The 22,617-nt window shown below is 51.1% G+C and carries 18 protein-coding genes; 7 read left to right on the top strand and 11 right to left on the bottom strand.

Translation table 11 applies throughout. The features are described from left to right. Positions 1–41 precede the first annotated feature (41 nt). Entirely contained in the window at positions 42–1,007 is a 966-nt protein-coding gene (locus tag H8K26_RS15435; protein ID WP_190480751.1) for a 2-hydroxyacid dehydrogenase, read from the top strand. A 69-nt stretch (positions 1,008–1,076) separates the two neighbouring features. Here the strand turns inward: H8K26_RS15435 and H8K26_RS15430 are convergent, their stop codons facing one another. The 3 genes from H8K26_RS15430 to H8K26_RS15420 all read right to left on the bottom strand — a co-directional run bounded on the left by H8K26_RS15430 (position 1,077) and on the right by H8K26_RS15420 (position 2,592). Continuing rightward, positions 1,077–1,328: an acyl-CoA-binding protein gene (locus H8K26_RS15430; RefSeq protein WP_186898146.1), complete on the bottom strand. Its 252-nt coding sequence runs from the start codon at positions 1,326–1,328 to the stop codon at positions 1,077–1,079. A gap of 140 nt (positions 1,329–1,468) precedes the next feature. Then, positions 1,469–1,747 carry a hypothetical protein gene (locus H8K26_RS15425; RefSeq protein WP_190480750.1) on the bottom strand — a complete coding sequence of 93 codons (279 nt, stop codon included), beginning with the start codon at positions 1,745–1,747 and terminating at the stop codon, positions 1,469–1,471. 143 nt (positions 1,748–1,890) lie between these two features. After that, positions 1,891–2,592, bottom strand: a complete 702-nt coding sequence (locus tag H8K26_RS15420; RefSeq protein ID WP_186885796.1) for a UPF0149 family protein — start codon at positions 2,590–2,592, stop codon at positions 1,891–1,893. Positions 2,593–2,743: 151 nt separating this feature from the next. Between H8K26_RS15420 and H8K26_RS15415 the strand changes: the two genes are divergently transcribed. Next, the gene (locus H8K26_RS15415; RefSeq protein WP_190480749.1) at positions 2,744–3,763 is read left to right on the top strand and encodes a serine/threonine protein kinase; all 1,020 of its coding nucleotides are present in this window, start codon (positions 2,744–2,746) and stop codon (positions 3,761–3,763) included. A 96-nt stretch (positions 3,764–3,859) separates the two neighbouring features. Continuing rightward, positions 3,860–4,531, top strand: coding sequence for a ribose-5-phosphate isomerase RpiA (gene rpiA, locus H8K26_RS15410; protein WP_190480748.1), 672 nt, complete (start codon positions 3,860–3,862; stop codon positions 4,529–4,531). 276 nt (positions 4,532–4,807) lie between these two features. Here rpiA and H8K26_RS15405 read toward each other — a convergent pair whose 3' ends face one another. The 5 genes from H8K26_RS15405 to H8K26_RS15385 all read right to left on the bottom strand — a co-directional run bounded on the left by H8K26_RS15405 (position 4,808) and on the right by H8K26_RS15385 (position 11,217). Next, positions 4,808–6,613, bottom strand: a complete 1,806-nt coding sequence (locus tag H8K26_RS15405; RefSeq protein WP_190480747.1) for a hypothetical protein — start codon at positions 6,611–6,613, stop codon at positions 4,808–4,810. Between the two features lie 135 nt (positions 6,614–6,748). Continuing rightward, positions 6,749–8,014, bottom strand: coding sequence for an HD-GYP domain-containing protein (locus H8K26_RS15400; protein WP_190480746.1), 1,266 nt, complete (start codon positions 8,012–8,014; stop codon positions 6,749–6,751). A 267-nt stretch (positions 8,015–8,281) separates the two neighbouring features. Further along, positions 8,282–8,554 carry an oxidative damage protection protein gene (locus H8K26_RS15395; protein ID WP_186885801.1) on the bottom strand — a complete coding sequence of 91 codons (273 nt, stop codon included), beginning with the start codon at positions 8,552–8,554 and terminating at the stop codon, positions 8,282–8,284. 79 nt (positions 8,555–8,633) lie between these two features. Then, positions 8,634–9,944: an amino-acid N-acetyltransferase gene (gene argA, locus H8K26_RS15390; RefSeq protein WP_190480745.1), complete on the bottom strand. Its 1,311-nt coding sequence runs from the start codon at positions 9,942–9,944 to the stop codon at positions 8,634–8,636. 124 nt (positions 9,945–10,068) lie between these two features. Then, positions 10,069–11,217 (bottom strand): tetratricopeptide repeat protein, encoded by a 1,149-nt coding sequence (locus H8K26_RS15385; protein ID WP_190480744.1) that lies wholly within the window; start codon positions 11,215–11,217, stop codon positions 10,069–10,071. A 333-nt stretch (positions 11,218–11,550) separates the two neighbouring features. Here H8K26_RS15385 and hrpA point away from each other — a divergent pair, with 333 nt between their 5' ends. Continuing rightward, positions 11,551–15,732 (top strand): ATP-dependent RNA helicase HrpA, encoded by a 4,182-nt coding sequence (gene hrpA, locus H8K26_RS15380; RefSeq protein ID WP_190480743.1) that lies wholly within the window; start codon positions 11,551–11,553, stop codon positions 15,730–15,732. A gap of 75 nt (positions 15,733–15,807) precedes the next feature. Here hrpA and H8K26_RS15375 read toward each other — a convergent pair whose 3' ends face one another. After that, entirely contained in the window at positions 15,808–16,494 is a 687-nt protein-coding gene (locus H8K26_RS15375) for an NAD(P)H-binding protein (RefSeq protein ID WP_190480742.1), read from the bottom strand. Positions 16,495–16,666: 172 nt separating this feature from the next. Here H8K26_RS15375 and H8K26_RS15370 point away from each other — a divergent pair, with 172 nt between their 5' ends. Further along, complete coding sequence (locus H8K26_RS15370) at positions 16,667–17,563, top strand: DMT family transporter (protein WP_190480741.1); 897 nt, start codon at positions 16,667–16,669, stop codon at positions 17,561–17,563. Positions 17,564–17,588: 25 nt separating this feature from the next. On the opposite strand, the gene H8K26_RS15365 is transcribed toward H8K26_RS15370, so the two are convergent. Both H8K26_RS15365 and pepF read right to left on the bottom strand, forming a co-directional pair. After that, complete coding sequence (locus H8K26_RS15365) at positions 17,589–18,188, bottom strand: hemerythrin domain-containing protein (RefSeq protein WP_190480740.1); 600 nt, start codon at positions 18,186–18,188, stop codon at positions 17,589–17,591. Between the two features lie 274 nt (positions 18,189–18,462). Further along, positions 18,463–20,325 (bottom strand): oligoendopeptidase F, encoded by a 1,863-nt coding sequence (pepF, locus tag H8K26_RS15360; RefSeq protein WP_190480739.1) that lies wholly within the window; start codon positions 20,323–20,325, stop codon positions 18,463–18,465. A 388-nt stretch (positions 20,326–20,713) separates the two neighbouring features. Between pepF and H8K26_RS15355 the strand changes: the two genes are divergently transcribed. Together H8K26_RS15355 and otnI are read left to right on the top strand one after the other, a co-directional pair. Then, complete coding sequence (locus H8K26_RS15355; RefSeq protein WP_190480738.1) at positions 20,714–21,679, top strand: bile acid:sodium symporter family protein; 966 nt, start codon at positions 20,714–20,716, stop codon at positions 21,677–21,679. A gap of 63 nt (positions 21,680–21,742) precedes the next feature. Further along, complete coding sequence (otnI, locus tag H8K26_RS15350; RefSeq protein ID WP_190480737.1) at positions 21,743–22,540, top strand: 2-oxo-tetronate isomerase; 798 nt, start codon at positions 21,743–21,745, stop codon at positions 22,538–22,540. Positions 22,541–22,617 lie beyond the last annotated feature (77 nt).

Raw genomic sequence — 22,617 nt, 5'->3', positions numbered from 1 at the left:
TAAGCAACCACCCGCCTTTAATGTAAAGAAAGTTGTTAACTATGAAACCAGCGATTTTGGTTGCCAGAGCGATATTTCCAGAAGTATTGAGCCGTTTGCATCAGCATTTTGAGGTCGAATCGAATCAGGACGACGTGATTTTCACGCCGGCAGAGTTGGCGCAGCGTCTGGCTGGCAAAGCAGGGATACTGGCGACAGGAAGCGCGCGCATCGATGCTGCTTTGTTGCAGCAAGTGCCGGAGTTGAAAATGGTCGCGAATATGGCGGTCGGTTACGACAATATTGATTTGCCGGCTTGCTCTGCGCATGGCGTGATGGCGAGTAATACACCTGACGTGCTGAATGAAACGACAGCCGATTTTGGCTGGGCGCTGATGATGGCGACAGCGCGGCGTATTACCGAATCAGAACACTGGCTGCGGGCAGGGAAATGGAATAAATGGCGTTACGACTATTTCCTTGGGCCGGATCTGCACGGTTCCACCCTGGGAATTATCGGTATGGGGCGTATCGGACAGGCGATTGCGCGCCGTTCCACAGGATTTAATATGCGGGTGATTTATCACAATCGTTCACGGATTACACCAGAGCTGGAAGCGCAGGCGAATAACGCCAGTTATGTCAGCAAAGAAGAGCTTTTACGCGAGGCCGATCATGTGATGCTGGTGTTGCCGTATTCACCGGCTTCCCGCCACACGATTGCGGCGGCTGAATTGGCTATCATGAAGCCGACGGCAACGCTGACTAATCTGGCACGTGGCGGCATTGTGGACGATGTGGCGCTGATTGCAGCGCTGCGCGAAAAACGTATCGCTGCTGCCGGGCTGGATGTGTTTGAAAGTGAGCCGAAGTTTCACCCGGATTTTCTGACGCTCGACAATGTCGTACTGACCCCGCATATCGCCAGTGCGTCGGAAAAAACACGCCTCGCAATGGCGAATTGTGCCGCCGATAATCTGATTGCCGGTTTGAGCGGGCAGGTGCCGCCGAACTTGCTGAAACTCTGAGGTTGGTTGCCAAAAATTGACGCAAAAAAAGCCCAGATCAGGGCTTTTTTTTAATTGCGTTTTTATTGTTTATTTCAGTGAGTTAATCAGATCAATGTACTGTTGCATCGCGGCTTCCTGCGTGGTGCCTTTCAGGCCAGCCCACGCATCAAACTTGGCGCGACCGACAAAGTCCGTCATGCCAGGGCGATCGCCAGTTGCGTCGCCAGTGCTGCCTTGCTTATACAAAGCATAGATTTTTAACAGCGTCATATTGTCAGGGCGTTCCGGCAAATTTTTAGAATCTGCCAATGCCTGGTTGAATTGTTCTTGCAAGCTCATGCGGGTCTCCGGCGGTCTTTAAACGAAAGCGCAAAAAATAACACGCTGAAGATGTGTTCGCCAGCATTTCTGCTAGAGGGTTCCTTCCAGCAAGATGAGCTTAGTACTGGATCAGCGCCAGTTGAATCAGGGACGATAATTTACTGAGTTTTCCGTACGTTGACACTACCGAACTCCCTGATCAGCGAAGCGATGACTTTACCTAAATATTCCTCGCCTTGGCCACCGTGCGAATAAAAAATCACGCCTGACTCTGTTATTTTTGCGGTGCCATCCGGCATTCTTCCGGCGACAGCGGATTGAAAATCGTAACGGGCACCTGTTGGTAATGTGACGGTTAACGCACCGATGGCGGCGAATAAACTGGCGACGCGATGTGCATCAGTAAAGGAAAATTCTATCGAATATTCTATGCCCATGGCGGCCTTTCAAGTATTTGCTTCGTCGTTGCTGCGTTATGAGTGAAGCTAGGGTCAATATTGACTAGCGGTTTGGCCGCTTTCAGGAGGAGAATAAACACAATATTTTCTTCCTGATGCCTGCCTGTTATCGTGAACCCGAATTAATGGATAGTTGGTTCAGCACCGCAGCAGACTTTGTATTTTTTACCGCTGCCGCAAGGGCAGGGATCATTGCGACCGACTTTCGCTGTTTCGCGTTTTACGGTTGTGACACCGGATTTGCGCAAAGGCACCCAGAAACGGCGTATCGCGGGAATCGATGCTTCCAGCGTCAGCGCCAGTTCGTGGCATTTTTCTGGTGTGTCAACGAAGCGCATTTCTTCTTCTTCGATTTCTTCAGCGCCGAGCAAATAGATAGGTTGCAGCAAAGGGCCGATTTCTTCGGATTCCCAGGCGGCTTCCCAGGCTTCTTCGCGTAACTGCATGCCTTCCCAGAAGCCCCAGGCCCAGGTTTCGCCGTCGATGAGTTCTTTGCCGTTTTGTTCCATCACGCAGAATAAAGGTTCATATTCCTGTGGTGCGACTTCAAACGTGATTTGTATTTCATTCATAAAACGCGCGATCAGTTGCGTGATGCGCTGCATTTCTTTTTCGTTTTTGAACTTAGGTTCGCCCTGTTCCGGCAGACCCCAGACTTTCGGCAGCCATTCCGCCATCGGTATCATTTCAGGCCCGAGCGCAATCGCTGTCAGATAGCCGTGCAAGGCGTCCATCGTCATACCTTCATCGCCTACCTTATCGGACATGAGAAATTTATCGAGTTCGTTGAATTCTTTGTCGCTGAGCGGTTCGTCGAGATGCATGGTGTTACCTGTTGGTGTGATGAAAATACCGGAAGTGTAGCGCTTTGTCGTCAGGCTGTGCAGGTGTTTTCTGCGTTTTTCCGTGGAATTAAATCGTTCTCAGAGGCGCGTAAATCAAAGCCTATGCTGGATAAGCACGTACAATTCGGCTATGACAGAACAAATTTCCCCTGTAACTTTGGCCGTTTCCTTCGCCGACCTGACGCCCGATCTGGTGCTTGATGCCGTTGACAGTTGCGGCTTGCATTGTGATGGGCGTTTATTGGCGCTCAATAGCTATGAAAACCGCGTGTATCAGCTTGCGCTGGATGACGCGCCTGCTGTGATCGCTAAGTTTTACCGGCCACAGCGCTGGAGCGATGCGGCGATTCTCGAAGAGCACCAGTTTGTGCGCGAGCTGGTTGAGCAAGAGATACCCGTTGTGCCTGCGATAGTGAATGCGGCTGGCGACAGTCTGCATCAGTATCACGGCTATCGTTTTGCCTTGTTCCCGCGGCAGAGCGGGCGCGCGCCGGAAATCGGCGATGCCGCCACACTGGAATGGTTGGGACGTTTCATCGGACGCATACACGCCGTTGGCGCAATGCAGACGTATTGTCACCGACCCGCAATTGATCAGCACACCTTTGGTATCGCACCGAGGCAATGGTTGCTGGAGCATGATTTCATTCCGCCAGATTTGCTGCAGGCGTATGCATCGGTATCGCAGCAGGCGCTCGATGGCATTGCGCGCTGTTACGAGCGGGCAGGGGAGGTGCAGATGCTGCGTTTGCATGGTGACTGCCACATGGGCAATGTCTTGTGGCTGGAATCGGGCGAGCAGGCCGGGCCGCATTTTGTCGATTTTGACGATAGCCGCATGGGGCCGGGCATACAGGATTTGTGGATGCTGTTGTCCGGCAGCCGTGCCGAGATGCAGAGCCAGCTGACCGATATTCTGGTCGGTTATGAAGACTTTTTCGACTTTGATGCGCGCCAGCTGCATCTGATTGAAGCGCTGCGTACCCTGCGTCTGCTGCATTATTCGGCGTGGTTGGCGCAACGCTGGGATGATCCGGCATTTCCGGCGGCGTTCCCATGGTTTAACAGCCAGCGTTACTGGCAGGATCGCATACTCGAATTGCGCGAGCAGATTGCGCTGATGGATGAAGCGCCATTGTGGCCGGTCTGAGCTTTACTATGTACTGGTCTGCTGTCCGGTAAAATAGCGCAAATTTTTTGAACTTTTGGACTGCAATACTAAAGTCCACGCTTGATTGGAAATCACATGACCCAGGATGAACTGAAACGCGCTGTTGCCCAGGCAGCGATTGCTTATGTTGTTGAAAATGAGATTGTCGGCGTCGGCACAGGCTCGACTGCCAATTTCTTTATCGATGAACTGGCAAAAATGAAGCATAAAATCAAGGCGGCCGTCGCGTCGTCGGAAGCCACTGCGCAACGCTTGCGTGATCACGGCATCACCGTACTCGATCTGAATGAGGTGACATCCATGCCCGTGTATATCGACGGTGCAGATGAGATTACGCCGCAAGGCGCGATGATTAAAGGTGGTGGCGCTGCGCTGACCCGTGAAAAAATTGTAGCTTCCGTGGCCGATAAATTTGTCTGTATCGCCGATGGCTCTAAACTCGTCGATCAACTGGGCAAATTTCCGTTGCCGGTTGAGGTGATTCCGATGTCGCATGCGGTGGTGACGCGTAAGCTCAATGCGCTGGGTGGCGAGGCGCGTTTGCGTCTGAAAGACGGCAAACCTTTGCTGACGGATAACGGCAATATGATCCTCGATGTGCATGGCCTGCAGATCGCTGATCCGGTGGCACTGGAAGCGACGATCAATAACATCGTGGGTGTCGTGACGGTGGGTTTGTTTGCGCAACAAGGCGCGAATGTCTGCCTGCTGGGAACGGCAGAAGGCGTGAAAACTCTGCAATTCTGAGCACGCGTTCTGAGTGCTCATTCTGAGTGAAATGCGGTAATTTTCACGACAGACCTGCAACTGATCTGCGACTGATTCGCAATGGACTCAAACAGATCGGTGAACATAAAAATGGCTGTCGTTGACAGCCATTTTTGCATACTCCCCCACTAATTTAATAAAACCACCGTCATCTCCTTATAAACAAAGGGCTGCTTTATATACTGGGGGGAGTATATTTTAAGCTTCCAGGCATTCTTTTTGGCATGCCGCAGGCATGAGGTCAGGGGGGCCATGTTACTGCGGTGTGAATTCGGTTAAGTCGATTTGTCTTGCGCCTCCTTTTTTGCTGGCGCAGTCAGGGCAATATGGCGTCATTATTTCCATCGATTTCATGTAGGAGTAACAGCCTTTATCTGGCGCTGCACCGCTATGGAAATACGCTTTGTAGCAAATTCTTGCCGTTGTGGCGCTGCGGTTTTCGATGACTTCATAGCCCCAGTAACCCGATTTGGTCGTGCAAGTGCTGAGCACCACGGGTGCGCCGATGACTTGCCAGCTATCGCAAATTGCGTCTGAAAACTGTTTATGATTTTGCGGCGTAGCGATGCCGTAGGCGCCGTATATTGGTCTCACATCCAAAGGTAGTGGCGTGACGCAGGAACCGTTAGAGAGTATTTGCGGCGCTTTGCAGGTCACTGGTGTCGGCGGCGTGACGCACACACCATTCTGCGGTATTTGTGGTGCATAGCAGGTTGGCGTGACTGGGGCTGCGGTGGAAGCGGCCGGATAGCCAGCCGTCATCAGATAATTGGTCGCGTCATTGACAGCGGTTTTGCCTCGGTTTGCGAGATTGTTTTGTATCGCTGTACGGAAGGCCGCTGCCAGGGCTGTATTGCTCGGGTAGGTTTTTGCCCGCCACAGCCGGTCGATAATCTGCCGGAATTCTTCCGCAACGCTTTTGGCATAAATTAAGGCTTCGGCGGTATCCGGGTCTTGTAACTCTTCATTGCTGACAAAAATGGAATTGACCAGTGTGTCGCAATCGTAAGGGCCCGCATAGCAGAGCATGACACCGTAATAGTTTCCGCTTTGAACCGGAGTGATGGTGAAATAAAACACAGGGCGAATCGGAACCGGCGCGGTGGCGGTGACGCAACTGCCATTTTGCAGTATTTGCGGTGAGGTGCAATTGACTGACGGCGGTGCAGAACTGGTTGAGGTGCTGAATCCAAAACGGCTGAGTTGTACCGGCTTTCCGTTTGGCAGTGTCATCGTCGCGGCATCGGCGGCAGTGAAGTTGAAGCTCATATCACCTGCATTGGCTTTTAGTCCCGCTGATTTGTAGCCGCCGATTAAGGTCTGACCGCCAGCATATTCCTGCAGTGATCCGCTGAGTTTGTTCGGTGCGGATAACGTGGCGGAACTGACGTACCAGGTCGGTTCGCCAGCGTTGTCGTACATGAAGCTGCCAATAAAGGCCTGATTGCCCTGTACTTCAATAAAATAGCCGCGCCCGCCTTCTTTGTCACTCCACCACCAGCCATTCTGAAAACTGGCTGCCGAAGCCTGAAACGGCGCCGGAGTGGAAATCGGAAACCGCTGCAGTTTGACCGTAATCGCGTTTTCACCGGTATCCGGCGTGACATATAGCGTACCTTCAGTCGCGGACGTAAACGAGAGTACTGCATATCCAACCTGACTCTGCGTCGCACCTTTATAGTCACCAGTCAGACTCTGCCCACCGGCAAAACGCGCCAGCGATCCTATGAATTGTTTGTTCGACTGCATTTCCATCGTGGTGACATACCAGGTCGGATGGCCATTGCTTTCGTACAGAAAGCCAGATAAAAATATCTTGTCTCCCTGACGTTCAATCGCAAAGCCACGACCGCCTTCTGCCGGGTTCCAGTACCAGCCTGTTTCGGGCAAAACATAGATTGTGTCGCTGACCGCACCGCTTGCAGTGACGGCACGAATGCCGGCAACTGGTGCGACCGTTTCTTTATTTGCAGAGGTGTCGCCTGACCCACAGGAAACGAGTGCCAGTAACGTGAAAATGCTGAACAAGCGACTGAGAGCGGTGAGGATAGTCCGGTACATGATGTCAACCTTGTCAGAACAAATCGTGCTTAATATTTTAGCATTCTCGATTGTGCTGACATTGAAATGCTGGCTGAGGTTGCACTGATACGACACTCACCGTATCTGTAAGACGAAGCAGAGTTCTGACGCCGCTCATGCAGTGATGACGAAGTGGCGCGTCATGGTATCTCTGAGTAATGCATGTATTTGTTCTTCGTTCATGGACGAGATCGTGTTGTAGACCGAACTGGCGATGTCGAGAAATTGTGCCAGCAGATCCGGGTCGAAATGGCTGCCTGCTCCTTCTCGTAAAATCGCAATGGCTTGCTCATAGCTGAACGGTTCTTTGTATGGACGCTTTGAACACAAAGCATCAAATACATCCACAATCGCAAATATTCTGGCTTCCAAGGGAATGGCGTCGCCCTGTAGCCCACGCGGATAACCCTGGCCATCCCATTTTTCATGATGTGCCGCGACCACGGCGGCTACGCTGGGCAACCAGCCTGCTCCTTTGACGATCTGTTCGCCATGTTCAACATGGGTGCGCATAATCTGCATTTCTTCCGGCGTATGTTTTCCCGGTTTTAACAGGATCGCATCCGGAATACCGATTTTTCCGACATCGTGTAAAAAACTGCCGATGATCAGTCCTTGCATGTGTTCGCCGCTCAAACCACGCTTCTCGCCCATCAGCGCTGACATCCAGGCAACCCGATAATTGTGCGAGCCGGTATCTGAATCCCGTTTTGCGATGGCGCGCCCGAGCGCTTCCATCATCGAAATGTGCGATTCATAGATCTGCAGCGTTTTGCGTTCGTTTTCTTTCGCGAGGTAGGTGACCACCGGGTAAATCGTCATCCCGCACAGCAATGACGCAATCGCCACCATCAGCGCAACGATGCTGGCATCGGCAGAAATTTGCTGCATTTGCCATTCGGGTATCACGCGCACACCTTCAAAATAGCCGCTCAGTTTCTTTTGCTTGTCAAACAGTGGAACGAACACACGGATGGCCGTTCTTTTTTCTCCTTCCAGACTGATCGCATTATTTTCGTAGTGCGTATCCTGATAGTTTGGGCGTGCATGATGTGGCAACTGGTTTTCAACCAGACTTCCGGTCGGTGTCATTTGTTCAGCTAATTTTTTGCCTTGCGCATCGTAGACTTCGGCAATGTCGAATATGCCGCTGGTCAGAATGTTTGCGCCATTTTGTGCTTGACTGGCGTTATCGGTATCAGATTTGCTTGCATCGTTCAGAAACGCCAGCGGGCGGCGACTTTCTTCGATGGCAAACAAAACGACTTCTTTTTCGGCATTTTCGCGTGAAATCAGCCAGGCCAGAGGGCTGCCAAGTATCGCCAGCAGCAGACTGACCAGTCCTATCCTGAGTGCTGCCCGTTTTTTGTAGATGTTCATCGTTGAACCCAGGGTTAGGTGCATTTTGGAATAGAAATATCAGTGAGAATGCTCAGCATAGATGGCATTTCTGAACAAAATCTTAAGAAAACACAAAAATGCACAGGTTTCCCATAAAAACAGCAAAAACTGATTTTTTAAATAACGGTGATTCTTTGATATGACGAAATACCATCATGCCGATATCGATACGTTGCGCGCTGATTTTTATGCGTTACTAAGAAAAAAGCCCGCGAGTTGCGGGCTTTTTATCTGAGCGGAAGGTGATTATTCCGTTGGAGGTACATAACCGGCAGCGGCGTCGGCACCGTCACCAAAGAAATGTTTTTCCATCTGCGTCGCCAGATATTTACGGGCGCGGGTGTCGGCAAGGTTCAGGCGGTTTTCATTGACCAGCATGGTCTGATGTTTCATCCAGCCAGCCCAGGCTTCTTTGGATACGCTTTCATAGATCTTTTTACCCAGCTCACCCGGATATGGCGGGAAATCCAGGCCTTCAGCTTCTTTGTTTAGTTTGATGCAGTGGACCATACGGGCCATAGTAATACTCCTTAGTAATTCGTCAAAACACAGCGGACGTCACAGTCATTCAACCGCCGTGGATTATAAAGCCAAGTGATCAGAGCTGCTTGATCAACACCAATGACTTGCGCTGCCAGTTGTACATTTTTTGCCGGTCTTTCGGCAAATCATCAACGGTTGCTTTGACAAAGCCGCGTTTCAGGAACCAATGCTCAGTACGGGTTGTCAGCACAAACAGTGAATGAAAGCCAGCGCGGCGTGCGCGTTTTTCTATGTGTTTCAGAATACGTTCACCGTCGCCCTGACTCTGTACGTCCGGATTGACCGTCAGGCAGGCCATTTCGCCCATTTTTTCAAACGGGAACGGATATAAGGCAGCGCAGCCGAAAATCACGCCATCATGTTCAATCACCGAGAAGTAATTGATTTCGCGCTCTATCAGTTCGCGGCCACGTTTCACCAGCGTGCCGTCGGCTTCGAGCGGTTCTATCAGTTTAATAATGCCGCCGACATCTTCAATCGTCGCTTCGCGCAGACTTTCGAGATTTTCCGACGAGACCATCGTGCCGACACCATCATGCGTGAACAATTCCAGCAACGCAGAACCATCCATTTCATACGGCACGATATGAATACGCGGTACGCCGCCACGCGAGGCTTTGACTGCATGTTCCAGATAAAACGCAGAATCCGGCGGCAGGTAATTGGCAGCCAATTCTTTTTCTGCCTGAATGAAGGAAAGCTCGCGGATTTCAGCACCTTCGCGATCCACCATCATCGGCGTTTCTGAAATGAAAATCAGCTTGTCGGCGCGCAGCGCACTGGCGGCTGAGACGGCAACATCTTCCATCGTCAGGTTGAATGCTTCGCCGGTAGGAGAGAAACCGAGTGGCCCCAGCAAAACCAGGCTGCCACCATCAAGAATACGGCCTATGGTGTCGTAAGCGACTTTGCGCGCGGTGCCTGTCAGGCCGAAGTCGATGCCATCGACGATGCCTATCGGTTTGGCGGTGACAAAATTACCGGAAATCAGTCGTATCGCGGCGTGTGCCATCGGGGTGTTGGGCAAGCCCTGACTGAATGCCGCTTCGATATCGAGACGCAATTCGCCAGCGGCCTCTTTCGAGCATTCGAGTGCGGCGATATCGGTAATCCGGATACCATTGTGAAAACGGCCTTCCACGTTACGCAAGGCGAGTTGTTCAGCGACCTGCGGGCGGGAGCCGTGGACGATGACAATTTTGATGCCAAGTGCGTGCAATAAAGACAAATCCTGTGCCAGCACGGGCAGTGCACCTGCCATGACCAGTTCGCCAGGAAAGGCGACCACAAAGGTTTTGCCACGAAAGGCGTGAATATACGGCGCGACTGAGCGCAGCCATTGAACGAATTGAACAGGATTTTCCATCCGCCAATTATAATCTTAGACGAGAAAGCAGATGACCTTGCAACGTGGTCGAATTTCCACATTGTTGTCAATCAGACGCCGGATCTCGTATCGGTAAGTGCCTGATCGCTAATATTTGAATGGCTTAATGGTACGTGGCTTTAATCCTTTCCAGTTTGCCTGCATATAAATTCCGGGCCTTGCGCGTGGTGCTGTTGGCCTGTGCCAGTGTAAGTTCTTCTATCGCGTCCTTGGTTTCACCCAGTTTTAAATGTGCCAGTGCAAGCCATAAATGGAATTCGTCATAATTCGGGTCGCGTTTTATTTCCCGTTTGAACAGGGCTTTGGCTTCGGCGTATTCACCACGATCCATGGCCGCCATGCCACGGTTAAAGTAGTGGAAGGGAGCATTCGGTTGCAGGTTTGCCAGTCTGTCGGCATACACCTGTGCTTCAGACTGGCGGTCGACTTTGCGCAATACTTCGATCAGATTGCTGAGCGCCATCGTGTTTTCTTTTTCTTTGCTTAGAATCTGCTTGAAGACATTTTCAGATAACGCCAGATCTCCATGCTGGTGATATACCACGCCAAGGGTATTGTAGGCGGCAATGAAATCAGGGTCGCTCATCAGGGCAGCGCGTGCAAACCAGTAAGCGTCGTTGACCTGATGTTGTGCCAGCGATTCAGCGGCGCGGTTGTTGAAATACATGGCAATGACGGTGGCTTCAGCTATCAGTTCCGCACGCTGACCACGCAGATCCTTGGGAGGGAGAAAATCTATCACCATGGATTGACTATATTCCTGCGCGGAGTTCCTAAATACCGATTTGTTTCCCAATACGATATTCACATGTCCTACCGCAAAATAAATATCGTTGTTGCGGCTCCAGGATTCATTCATCATGACATTTTGAAATTGCACATTCATGCCCAGTTCTTTTGCCAGTGCTGCAGTCATCAAAACCAGCGACAGGCAATTTCCGGAGCGGGCGTTGAAGGCCTGTGCAGCATTGCGGGTCATTTCCGCATCGTATTCAAGCTTGATCTGGCCTTTGGTGGAAAGTGCTTCAAACAGGGCTTTTTGTGGGGATTTTCCACGTAGCTGGGTAGTAATTTCATTTTTTATGTACGTATGCATTTCTTTGCTGACCGCCATGACATCTTCCGCATTGATGGATGTCGGTGCCGGGCCAAAGCCCTGATCGTGAAGTTGTAGGTTACTTAATTTTTGGTTGGGTTGGCTGGCGCAGGCGCTCAGCAAACTGGCGAAGAGCAGAATAATCCAAGTTTTCATTTTAATCCTCACGCGTCTGTATTTTGACTGAAACACACTTCAATTTTGTTGATGAAACAGGTTCTTCATTTAGACAGCAATCTAGGCTACTTTGGATTGCGACATAGCTACGCAAAATGGGTCGTAGACGTAAGGTGGTGGTCTCAAATTTTTGTTTTCTTCATTATAGGTAATGAAATAATGAAAGGATTTATTTATATGATTTGATGCTTGTTGCAAGTCCGATGCGTATCGGTTCGCAATCTTGTTTTGATCGGGGTGAAACCGCAGTGTTGTGGTGAACAGCGCAACATTTCCTGTGCAGCGTAAAAATCAGGGATAATGCGCAGCGCTATGTCTTCAAATAAAACACCTAAAAATTCCCAAAAAAAAGCAACGTCCACCACGATAGATGGTTTGTCGGGGTTGCGCGAGCTACGTCAACAATTGCGGCAAGCTGCACCAGTGGCAGAAAAACCGGCAACGCCGACAGCGAAGCCACCGGTCGCGCAGGTGCGGCAACCAGCATCATTCGCATCATCCGCATCGCCAGATCAGCGTGGGCGTTCTGAGCGAGACGCAGCTAAGCCTGCGCGTGCTGGCGCGAAGCCCGCCAATGCTAAAGCTGCTAGCGCTGCCACGGCTGCTGTAGTAGCCGATGAGAGCAGTCTGCCTTTCCGCAACCCTCTGCCGGTCATTACGTTTCCGGAAGAATTACCGGTGTCCGGTAAACGTGCCGAGATTGCCGAAGCTTTGCAAAAGCATCAGGTGATCATCGTCTGCGGCGAAACCGGCTCTGGTAAAACAACGCAATTACCGAAAATTTGTCTGGAACTCGGGCGTGGGCGCAAAGGCTTGATCGGTCATACCCAGCCGCGCCGGATTGCGGCTTCATCAACTGCCAAACGGATTGCGCAGGAACTGAATTCGCCACTCGGCGAGCATGTCGGTTTTAAGGTACGTTTTACCGATACGCTGAGCAAAGGTGCGTCGGTCAAACTGATGACCGACGGTATTTTGCTGGCAGAAACGCAGACCGACCCCTTGCTGCGTCAATATGACACCATCATTATTGATGAGGCGCATGAACGCAGCCTGAATATTGATTTCCTGCTGGGTTACCTCAAGCAATTGCTGCCGAAGCGCCGCGATCTGAAGATCATCATCACGTCCGCGACGATTGATGCGCAACGCTTTGCCAACCATTTTGCCGACGATGCTGGCAATCCGCGTGGAGCAGAACCTAAACCTGCGCCGGTCATAGAAGTATCGGGGCGGCTGTATCCGGTGGAATTGCGTTATCGCCCGGTACAGGACACCGATAAAGATAAAGAGCGCGATCTGATGACTGCGATCACCGATGCGGTCGATGAGTTGTGTCGTATCGGCTCTGGTGATGTGTTGGTGTTTTTGCCGGGCGAGCGCGAAATCCGCGATGCGGCGGAAGCCTTGCGCAAACATCATCCGCCACACGTCGAGATACTGCCTTTATTTGCACGCTTGTCGGCACAAGAGCAGGAGCGGGTGTTCAAGGTATCGAATTCACGCCGTATCGTATTGGCGACGAATGTGGCTGAAACCTCGCTGACAGTGCCGGGCATCCGGTTTGTGGTTGATACTGGCCTGGCGCGCGTCAAGCGTTACAGCTACCGGAACAAGGTAGAGCAGTTACAGGTTGAATCGATTGCGCAATCGGCGGCGAACCAGCGTGCAGGTCGTTGCGGACGTGTATCAGCCGGTGTTTGCATACGCCTGTTTGACGAGCAGGAATTTAATCAGCGTATCCGGTTTACAGAACCGGAGATTTTGCGTTCCTCGCTGGCGGCCGTTATTTTGCGGATGAAGTCTTTGCGACTCACCGATGTGGAAACTTTCCCGTTTATTGAACCACCGCCGGGCAGGGCGATTGCCGATGGCTATCAGCTCTTGCAAGAGCTGGGGGCGATGGATGATACCAATCAGCTCACAGCAGTCGGTCGGCAATTAGCAAAGTTGCCGTTAGACCCGCGAGTCGGACGCATGATCCTCGCAGCGCGTGATAATCAGGCTTTGCAGGAAGTGCTGATCATTGCTGCGGCTTTGTCGGTGCAGGATCCGCGTGACCGGCCGATGGAGGCGCAAGCGGCTGCCGATCAGGCGCATAAGAAATTTGCCGATGAAAAATCTGAATTCATCTCGTATCTGAAAATATGGAAATGGTTTGAAGACGCGATAGAGCACAAAAAAACGAACCGTCAGTTGCAGGATAATTGCCGTAGCAATTTCCTGAGCCAGATGCGCTTGCGCGAATGGCGCGAGGTGCATTCGCAATTGCTGACCATCGTGAAAGAGCAGGGCTGGCGTCTGAATGAAACTGCGGCCACTTATGAACAACTGCATCTGTCTTTATTGACCGGCTTACTCGGTAATATCGGCTATAAATCTGAGGAAGAAGCGCATTACCTCGGCGCCCGTAGTATCAAATTCTATATCTGGCCCGGCTCCAGCCTGGCGAAGAAAGCCGGACGCTGGATTATGGCGGCAGAGCTCGTCGATACAAGTCGTTTGTACGGGCGTTGTATTGCCCAGATACAGCCGGAATGGCTGGAAAAAATCGGCGGTCATTTACTGAAAAAGTCCTATGGCGAGCCGCGTTGGGAAAAGCGGACGGGTCAGGTGTCGGCGTTTGAACGAGCGACCCTGTATGGATTGGTTGTCTACAGCCAGCGCCGGATTCAGTATGGTTTGTATCATCCGGTCGAAGCGCGTGAGATTTTTATCCGCGAAGCTTTGGTGGAAGGCGAGTTCGAGACACGCGCATCGTTCTTCGCCCACAACCAGAAACTGGTGCGTGAGATTGAAAATCTGGAACACAAATCGCGCCGCCTCGATGTGCTGGTCGATGCTGAACTGATCGTCGCGTTTTACGACAAGCTGATTCCGCCTGACGTGTATAACGCAGTGCTGTTTGAAGAATGGCATAAAGAAGCGATCAAAGCCAATCCCAAACTGCTGCATCTGAATAAAGACGATCTGATGCGCCACGAGGCTGCAGGCGTGACGACGGATTTATTCCCGAAAACCATGCAGGTATCCGGTGTGGCGCTGCAACTCAGCTACCATTTTGAACCCGGCAGCCCGCGTGATGGCGTGACATTGACCGTGCCTTTGTTTTCGCTGAATCAGGTCTCGGCAGAACGCTGTGAGTGGCTGGTGCCCGGCATGCTGAAAGAAAAAGTGCATTTGCTGATCAAATCCTTGCCGCAAAAAATACGCCGCCATTGCGTGCCGTTGCCGGAATATGCGGCAGGATTTTGTGAGCGCAACGACTTTGGTAAGGGCAATTTTCTGGATGCCGTGATTGCCGATATCCGCGAGCAAAAAGGTTTGCTGTGCAAAACCACAGATTTTAAATTTGAAACCGTGCCTGTGCATCTGACGATGAATTTTAAAGTGGTGGATGAACATGGCCGCCAGTTAGAAATGGGGCGGAATCTGGCGAATCTGCGTGCTGAATTTGGCGGGCAGGCGCGTGAAAGTTTCCAGAAGATTGCGAGTGCAGAAAAGTTGGCGCTGTTGGACGCACAGGGAGCAAATGTGCGTGGTGCAAATCAGGGTAAAGCGTCTGCTGCAGCCGAGACCCCGCGCACATCCGCAGCGAATAAAAATGGAAGCGCAGCGTCTGCAGGCGCAATGCCCGCGCTGAAGCAGGAAAATTTCACTGGCTGGACTTTTGACAGCTTGCCGGAATTGCTGGAAGTACAGCAGGGTAAGCAAACCCTGATCGGTTATCCGGCGCTGGTGGACAAGCTCACGCATTGTCATATCGAGGTGTTTGATGATCCTGACGAAGCAGCGCGGGTGCACCGCATAGGCTTGCGCCGTTTGTTTGCTTTGCAACTCAAGGAGCAGGTGAAGTTCCTTGAGAAAAATATTCCGGGTCTGCAGCAAATGGGCATGCAGTTTATGGCGCTGGGCTCGCAGGAAGAATTGCGCGAACAGATTATCCAGACGGCGATTGAACGCGCGTGTCTGCAGCAGCCGCTGCCAGGCAATTCGGGTGAATTCAATATCCGCCGCGAGGAAGGGAAGGCGCGCCTGAATTTACTGGCGAATGAAATCGCTCGCATGGCGGGGCAGATTCTGGCGGAATATCACAGCCTGCCGAAGAAAATTCAGGGCATCAAAGCCCACGCGCAAGCAGCGGCTGATATCCAGAATCAGTTGCAGATGCTGATCACTAAACGTTTTATTGCCGAGACGGATTTCAGCCAGCTGGCGCATTTTCCGCGTTATCTGAAAGCGATCACGATACGTATGGATAAGCTGCGTGCCGATCCGGCGCGTGACGCTAAACTGATGGCCGAGTGGAACAGCGTCGCGCAACCGTGGCAACGGACGCCGCGAAAAACAGGTGCCGATGCTGATCCTAAGTTGCTGGAATTCCGCTGGTTGCTGGAAGAGTTGCGGGTGTCTTTGTTTGCGCAGGAGTTGCGCACGCCGATGCCGGTGTCGGTGAAGCGCTTGCAGAAAGTCTGGGAAAGTATGCAGCGTTAATTGCTTTGGAAATTGCAGTGAATGTCTGAATAAATACGTGCCTTTCCAGTGCTTTTTGGCTGGAGAGGCATATTTTTATTGGACTTGCCTAGATTTTTCTGTCGTGCGTGTTAGCGCACCCTGCAATTGATCTGACTCCAGAATCGCGACGCTATCGGTTGCAGTAAAGCTTGCATTCATGGCTGCATGCAGCATCGCGGCTGCAACATCAGCGACATCTACCGCGCGGTAGCGGCGCGGTATCAGCGAGCCAAATAGGTGGGATAAGAAGATCGCGATGGCTTCGGCCGGGCGTTTATCTTTTCTGGTGCCGCCGCTAAGCAGTGATGGACGTACTATTGTCAGCGCTGAAAATCCCAAAGCACGCAAATCATTTTCCACTTGGCCTTTAACCTGTAAATAAAAGGAACCGGCATCTGCATTCGCACCAAGTGCCGAGTTATACACAAAATGTCTTGTGCCTGCGGCTTTGGCAAGGCTGGCAGCGGCTATTACATAGTTGTGGTCGATACGGGAAAATGCGGCTTGTGATCCGGCGATCTTGATCGTCGTGCCGAGCGCACATAAGACCGCATCTGCCTGCCACCAGTCTGCATTCTGCGGCAAGTGGGCATAGTCAACGATGGGGTTGTGTAGTTTAGGATGCGGCGCCAACGCGGTGCGCGTCGGCGCGATCACTTGAGTTACATCCTTGTGCGCCAGGGCTTGCGCAATTAATTGCTGTCCCACTAAGCCGGTACCGCCCAGAATTAATAATTTCACTTTTACCTTCTCTCTTTTTGCTGTGCCATCAACTTAGCGACGGCAGCGTCTGCCGGTATTTTAGATGTGAATCGGACATATTGCAGCCATCATGCTGGTCGCCGCGGCCTGTGTCAGGGTGGTATGCTGTCGGACTTTGCTCACTGCCATTTCTTTCCTGTTCCGATTTTGTATGAATCATAAACTGACTCCCGGCACCATTTTTTTACTGGTATTGGCACCACTGCTTTGGGCAGGTAATGCGGTTGTCGGACGTATGATACATACGATGGTGCCGCCAGTGACCTTGAATTTCTTTCGCTGGGCAATCGCTTTTCTGATTTTGCTGCCTATGGCGGCCAGTATTTTTAAACGTGGCAGCATATTCTGGTTTCGCTGGTATCGCTATGCATTACTCGGGCTGCTCGGTGTGGGGATGTACAACGCCTTGCAATATCTGGCTTTACAAAGTTCGACGCCCATCAATGTGACGCTGGTGGCGGCGAGCATGCCAGTCTGGATGTTGTTAATCGGGCGCTTATTTTTTCATGCATCGATTTCCCGCTTTGCGGTAGCCGGTGTGGTCGTCTCGATAGCTGGGGTATTGCTGGTGCTGTGTCGTGGCGAGCTTCAGCATTTAATGGCACTGCGTCTGGTTCCCGGCGATATGCTGATGCTGCTGGCAGCGATTTGCTGGTCACTTTACAGCTGGCTGCTGACACGTGGCGGCGACGGTGAGTTGCGTGATCACTGGTCACATTTTTTATTGGCGCAGGTCAGCTTCGGGCTGGTGTGGTCGGGTTTGTTTGCGGCGGGTGAATGGATGCTTGTTGCTCCTGTGATTCATTGGAGCAGTACGCTGATCGCTGCGATCATTTTTGTCGCAGTCGGGCCGGCGCTGATAGCCTTTCGCTGCTGGGGCATGGGCGTACAACGGGTCGGACCAAGTATCGCTGCGTTTTTCAGTAATCTGACGCCCTTGTTTGCCGCTTTGCTGTCATCGTTATTTTTAGGTGAGACGCCACAACTGTTTCATGCGGTAGCGTTTTTGCTGATCGTTGCCGGCATCGTTTTATCTTCAAGACGTTGACGTAGTCTTGCAGATTAGCTGTGTTTTATAAAGGGTCGGGAGCGCCCGCAGCGATAGAGCCGTTACTGACGATATAGGAAAACAATTGTTCGTAGCGATAACGTTCACCTGTGTCGTCAAGCTGATGGCGATTTTCCATAAATGCCTGATCCACTTCCTGCCAATCGGTGACATTCAATACCAGTTTGGCGACCGGTAACACATCATTTTCCTCAGCGTGCATGTGCGCGTAATAGAAAAGAGCATATTGCTCCGCCAGATCTCTGAAATGCGGAAAAGCCGGGGCTCCGCAAAACTCGTATTTCAGCAACGCATTGTGCAGATTGCGCACCAGGCATTCGCCGTTGCCATGTTGTTCGATCAACGCATCCAGCACATTGTCGAGCTGGTGTGTACGCTCTTTAATCTTGGAAAACAGAAATCTGTCTTCTTTAGGATGATGTACTTTTTCCGGATATTCGCTGATGTAAAAAAGAATGGCGCGGAATAATTTAAGATCAGGTGGCGCGTCTCCTTTATCTGTCGAACGCACAAATTCCAGCATGGTCTGTATGACGGCAGACAAATGCTGATGTTCTTGCTGAATGATATCGATAGATATTGGATGGAAGTTTCTGGCGCACATAACGGTCTCCGCAGAATTTTTTTATACTGTACTCTGTGCACCTTATTCGCTGTTTGATGCCGATCAAATAAAGCGAGACGTACCAACGGATTTCGTTGACTTCCGCTGATTTTTTAGGTTGATCGGTGTTCGCGTCCGCATTCGGCTCTTGTTTTACTCTCCACTTATGCTCGTTTGATGAGTATTTTTTATTGCCCTGTTTATATAAAAAAACCTCGTTCCCATTAGCAGGGAACGAGGTTGACTGACTACGCTTTCTCAGCGTTTCAGCGTTTCAGCGTTTTGCAACGATGGCTTCAATCTGATCCATGATGCTGTTCATGCGTTTAAACACTGCTTGATATGGTGCTTGCGATGCCAGATCGACCCCGGCTTTTTTTACGAGATCGTAAGGATAAGCAGAGCCGCCAGCTTTCAGGATATTCAGATAATTGTCGCTTGCGCCTGCTTGCGATTTCAGGATTTCATCGGCAAACATCGAACCGGCAGCAATCGAGGTCGCATACTGGAACACATAAAAGCGATTATAGAAATGCGGGATGTAAGCCCATTCTGTTGCATAGACATCATCGATTTTCATGACGCCTTCTTTATCGCCATGATAGCGCTTCAGGGTGTCGCCGTAGATTTTAGTAAGGCCCTCACCAGTCAGTGATTCACCTTTGTCCACACGCGCATGCACTTCGCGTTCAAAGTCTGCAAACATAGCCTGACGGAAGAACGTGCCGCGCAAATTTTCCAGTGCGGAACCCAGATATAGCAGACGCTCATCGTCGCTCTTCGCGATTTTCAGCATGTGATCAAGCAATAATACTTCGTTGGTGGTCGAGGCAATTTCAGCGGTGAAAATAGGGTAGTCAGCGGTGCTGAACGGCTGATGTTTATTCGCCAGATACGAATGCATCGCATGGCCCCATTCATGCGTGAGTGTAGAGACTGACTCGTAATCGTCGTTGTAATTCAGCAGTATGTATGGGTGTACGTCATACGCGACGCCAGACATGTAGGCACCTGAACGCTTGCGTGGGCGAGGGTAGACGTCCATCCAGCGCGCAGTGCTCGCTTTGGTCATCGCATTGACGTAATCGTCGCCAAGCGGTTTGACTGAACTCAGCATCAGTTTCACACCGTCGTCGATGCTGTAAGTGAAATTGCCGGAAACCAGTTGCGGGTAAATATCGAAGTAGCGCAGATCTTGTACTCCGAGCATTTTTGCGCGTAATTTGAAATAACGGTGTAGCGTCGGCAGATTGGCGCGGGTCTGATCGACCAGCGTGTCATATACAGCGCGCGGTATATTGTTGCCATCCAGCGCATGGGTCAGTGAATCAGGATAATTGCGCACTTTGGCATACACTGCATCGCGTTTGAGTTGTTCGTAAAACGTGACGCCGTAGCTGCGTTCAAACTCTTTCCATTTGCCCCAGAACGCATCAAACACCAGCTTGCGGTCAGCACGATTCGGTGACGCGCGGTATTTGGTATAAGCGGCCTGATCGATGGTGACTTGCTGACCATCCGACAGCGTGACTTTTGGCCACGGCATCTCTGCATTGGACAATGTTGAGTACACAGCAGCGGGAGCATTCATTGCCATGCCAAAGCTTGCGATCAGTTCTTCTCCTTTTTTATCCAGCGTGTGTTGCGTGCCGCGCAGGATGTCGTGCAGGCCAAAGCGGTAGGCGGCGAGTGATTTGTCCTGATTCAGATATGCGTCGATTTTCTTTTGCCCCAGCTTCAGTATCTCCGGACGGAAGAAAGAACTCGCTTCTTCGAGCTTGCTGCCGATGATATCCGCATTTTGCGCAATGTCTTGTCCCTCGTTGTCACCGGTATCCTGATCGCGGAATTGCGACGCATAGGTCGCCAGGCGTGCATAACGTTTCAGAATATCCGCATTCAGATCGAGACAGGATTTAAAGCTGCTGATCTTGTCGCCCAGATGACCGCTGCATTTTTGCAGCTGGACTAACTGTGTTTCCAGATTTTTTGCATCAGCGTTCCACGCAGCGCGATTGGCATACAGATCGGTAAGATTCCAGCGTTGCGCTTCAGTGTCGTTGCTGTGCGCTGCAAAACCGCTGGCAGGAAAAGCAAACGCGAGTGCCAGCAGGCTGGCGATCAGATGTTTTTGCATAGAGTCTCCGGTGTTGAGTATTGTCGGCAAAAGCCGGTAAAGGTAATCACAAACGATGTAACGAACAATGTGACAGGTGATGCGATAAAAGCAAAAATATACAGGTAAATCTATTGCATGAATTCAGGTAACAGGCAGATGAATCACAGATTTGATAAAACCCGTGCAATTCCGGAGAATCTTCTGGCTTTGCTTCGTTTGACTATTTTTTATACGATTTAGATTTCCCTTTTTCTGATTTGAAAACGCAATTTTTTGTGCCCGGCATTGTACTTGGGTGCAGTTTGACTGTCACAGTTTTGCGAACAGCAGAATTGCATTTTGATGAGGGGAATATTTTCAGATGATTCAAGTACAATGAAGCTCGTTTTTATTTCTATTGCCGCCTATGAAACGCCCCCGCTTTTTACCTGACAACATGACTTTACTTTTGCTGGGCGTGATTCTGATCGCCAGTTTTTTTCCGGTAAAAGGAGAACTTGCAGTCAGCGTTGATCATCTGTCGACACTGATGATTGCGCTGCTGTTCTTTATGCACGGCGCTAAATTATCGCGTGAGGCGGTGGTGGCGGGGATGACGCACTGGCGTTTGCATTTGCTGGTGCTGGGGGTAACATTCGCCTTATTTCCTTTGCTGGGGATGCTGCTCAAACCAGCTTTGCTGACCGTGTTAACCCCGGATTTATATCTGGGAATTTTGTATTTGTGTCTGCTGCCATCGACGGTGCAATCGTCGATTGCTTTCACCTCGGTTGCGCGTGGTAACGTTCCTGCTGCCGTCTGCAGCGCTTCCGCGAGTAACCTGCTCGGCATCTTCATCACGCCTTTATTGGTCAGCCTGCTGATTAAAGCCAACAGTGATGGACATTCCTCTGCCGATGCGATGCTGAAAATCGTTTATCAATTGCTGTTGCCGTTTGTGGCTGGACAGATCATGCGCCCGTATTTACAGGCATGGATCACTAAACATGCGAGCGTGTTAAAAATGGTCGATCAGAGCTCGATTCTGCTGGTGGTATTCGTGGCGTTCAGTGAAGCGGTCGTACAAGGATTATGGCATCAGGTGCCAACGCTGATGCTATTCGGCCTGCTGCTGATCAGTGCGGTGATACTGGCATTGGTAATGGGTTTTACTACCCTGATCAGTCGTCGTCTTGGCTTTAGTAAGGAAGACGAAATCACCATTGTTTTTTGTGGTTCTAAAAAGAGTCTGGCAAGCGGTGTACCGATGGCGAAAGTCTTATTTTCCAGCGGTTCCGTCGGCACGGTGTTGTTACCCGTGATGCTGTTCCATCAATTGCAACTGATGGTCTGCGCTGTGCTGGCGCAACGCTACGCAAATAGACCAAAATAGAAATCAACAGAATCCGGCCAATGTCAGGCCTGCCTGAATACCGGGTTTTTTAAGGAGAAATACATGCCTCGTTTTGCTGCCAATCTCAGCATGATGTATACCGAAGTCGATTTTCCTGCACGTTTTGCTGCTGCGGCAAAAGATGGTTTCACTGGAGTGGAATATCTGTTTCCCTACGATTATCCGGCGCAGCAATTACGTGAATTGCTGGACGCGAATAATTTACAGCAAGTGTTGTTCAATGCGCCACCGGGGAACTGGGCATCCGGTGAACGTGGCCTGGCGTCGTTGCCGGGGCGCGAAGACGAATTTAAGCGTGGCTTTGATCAGGCGCTGGAATACGCCCGCGTGCTGGGCAACCGTCATATTCATGTGATGGCGGGCTTGATACAGCCAGAGCAAGATAGGGCGCGTCATCGCGCGGTCTATCTGGGTAATCTGGCGTATGCGGCATTACTGGCCTCGCGTGAAAATCTGACGGTGTTAATTGAACCTATCAATACCCGTGATATGCCGGGATATTTTTTATCTGAGCAAAATATGGCGCAGGAAATCTGTGAAGAAATTGGCGTCAGCCATTTGCAAGTGCAGTTTGATATGTATCACTGCCAGATTATGGAAGGCGATATCACACGCAAGCTGCAGCGGGATATGCGCAGGCCGCAGGCTGGCATCGGTCATATACAGATCGCTGGTGTGCCAGATCGTCATGAACCATCCGAAGGCGAAGTAAATTACCCGTATCTGTTTCAACTGTTGGATGATTTGGGCTATAACGGCTGGATAGGTTGCGAATACCGGCCACGGGCGGGAACCTCAGAAGGTTTGGCGTGGATCAGACCCTGGCAGCCCGCGAAGTAAATCGCTTCCGTATCGCGCGGCGAGTGTGATCGAAATAGCCCGACGATGTAATTCTCCGCTGATGGCGTCTTCATTTC

The organism is Cognatundibacterium aquatile (genome assembly GCF_014699135.1).
GTDB classification, from domain to species: domain Bacteria; phylum Pseudomonadota; class Gammaproteobacteria; order Burkholderiales; family Burkholderiaceae_D; genus Undibacterium; species Undibacterium aquatile.
The sequence above is the reverse complement of the archived record's forward strand: the minus strand, read 5'-3'. Positions and strand labels throughout refer to the sequence as shown.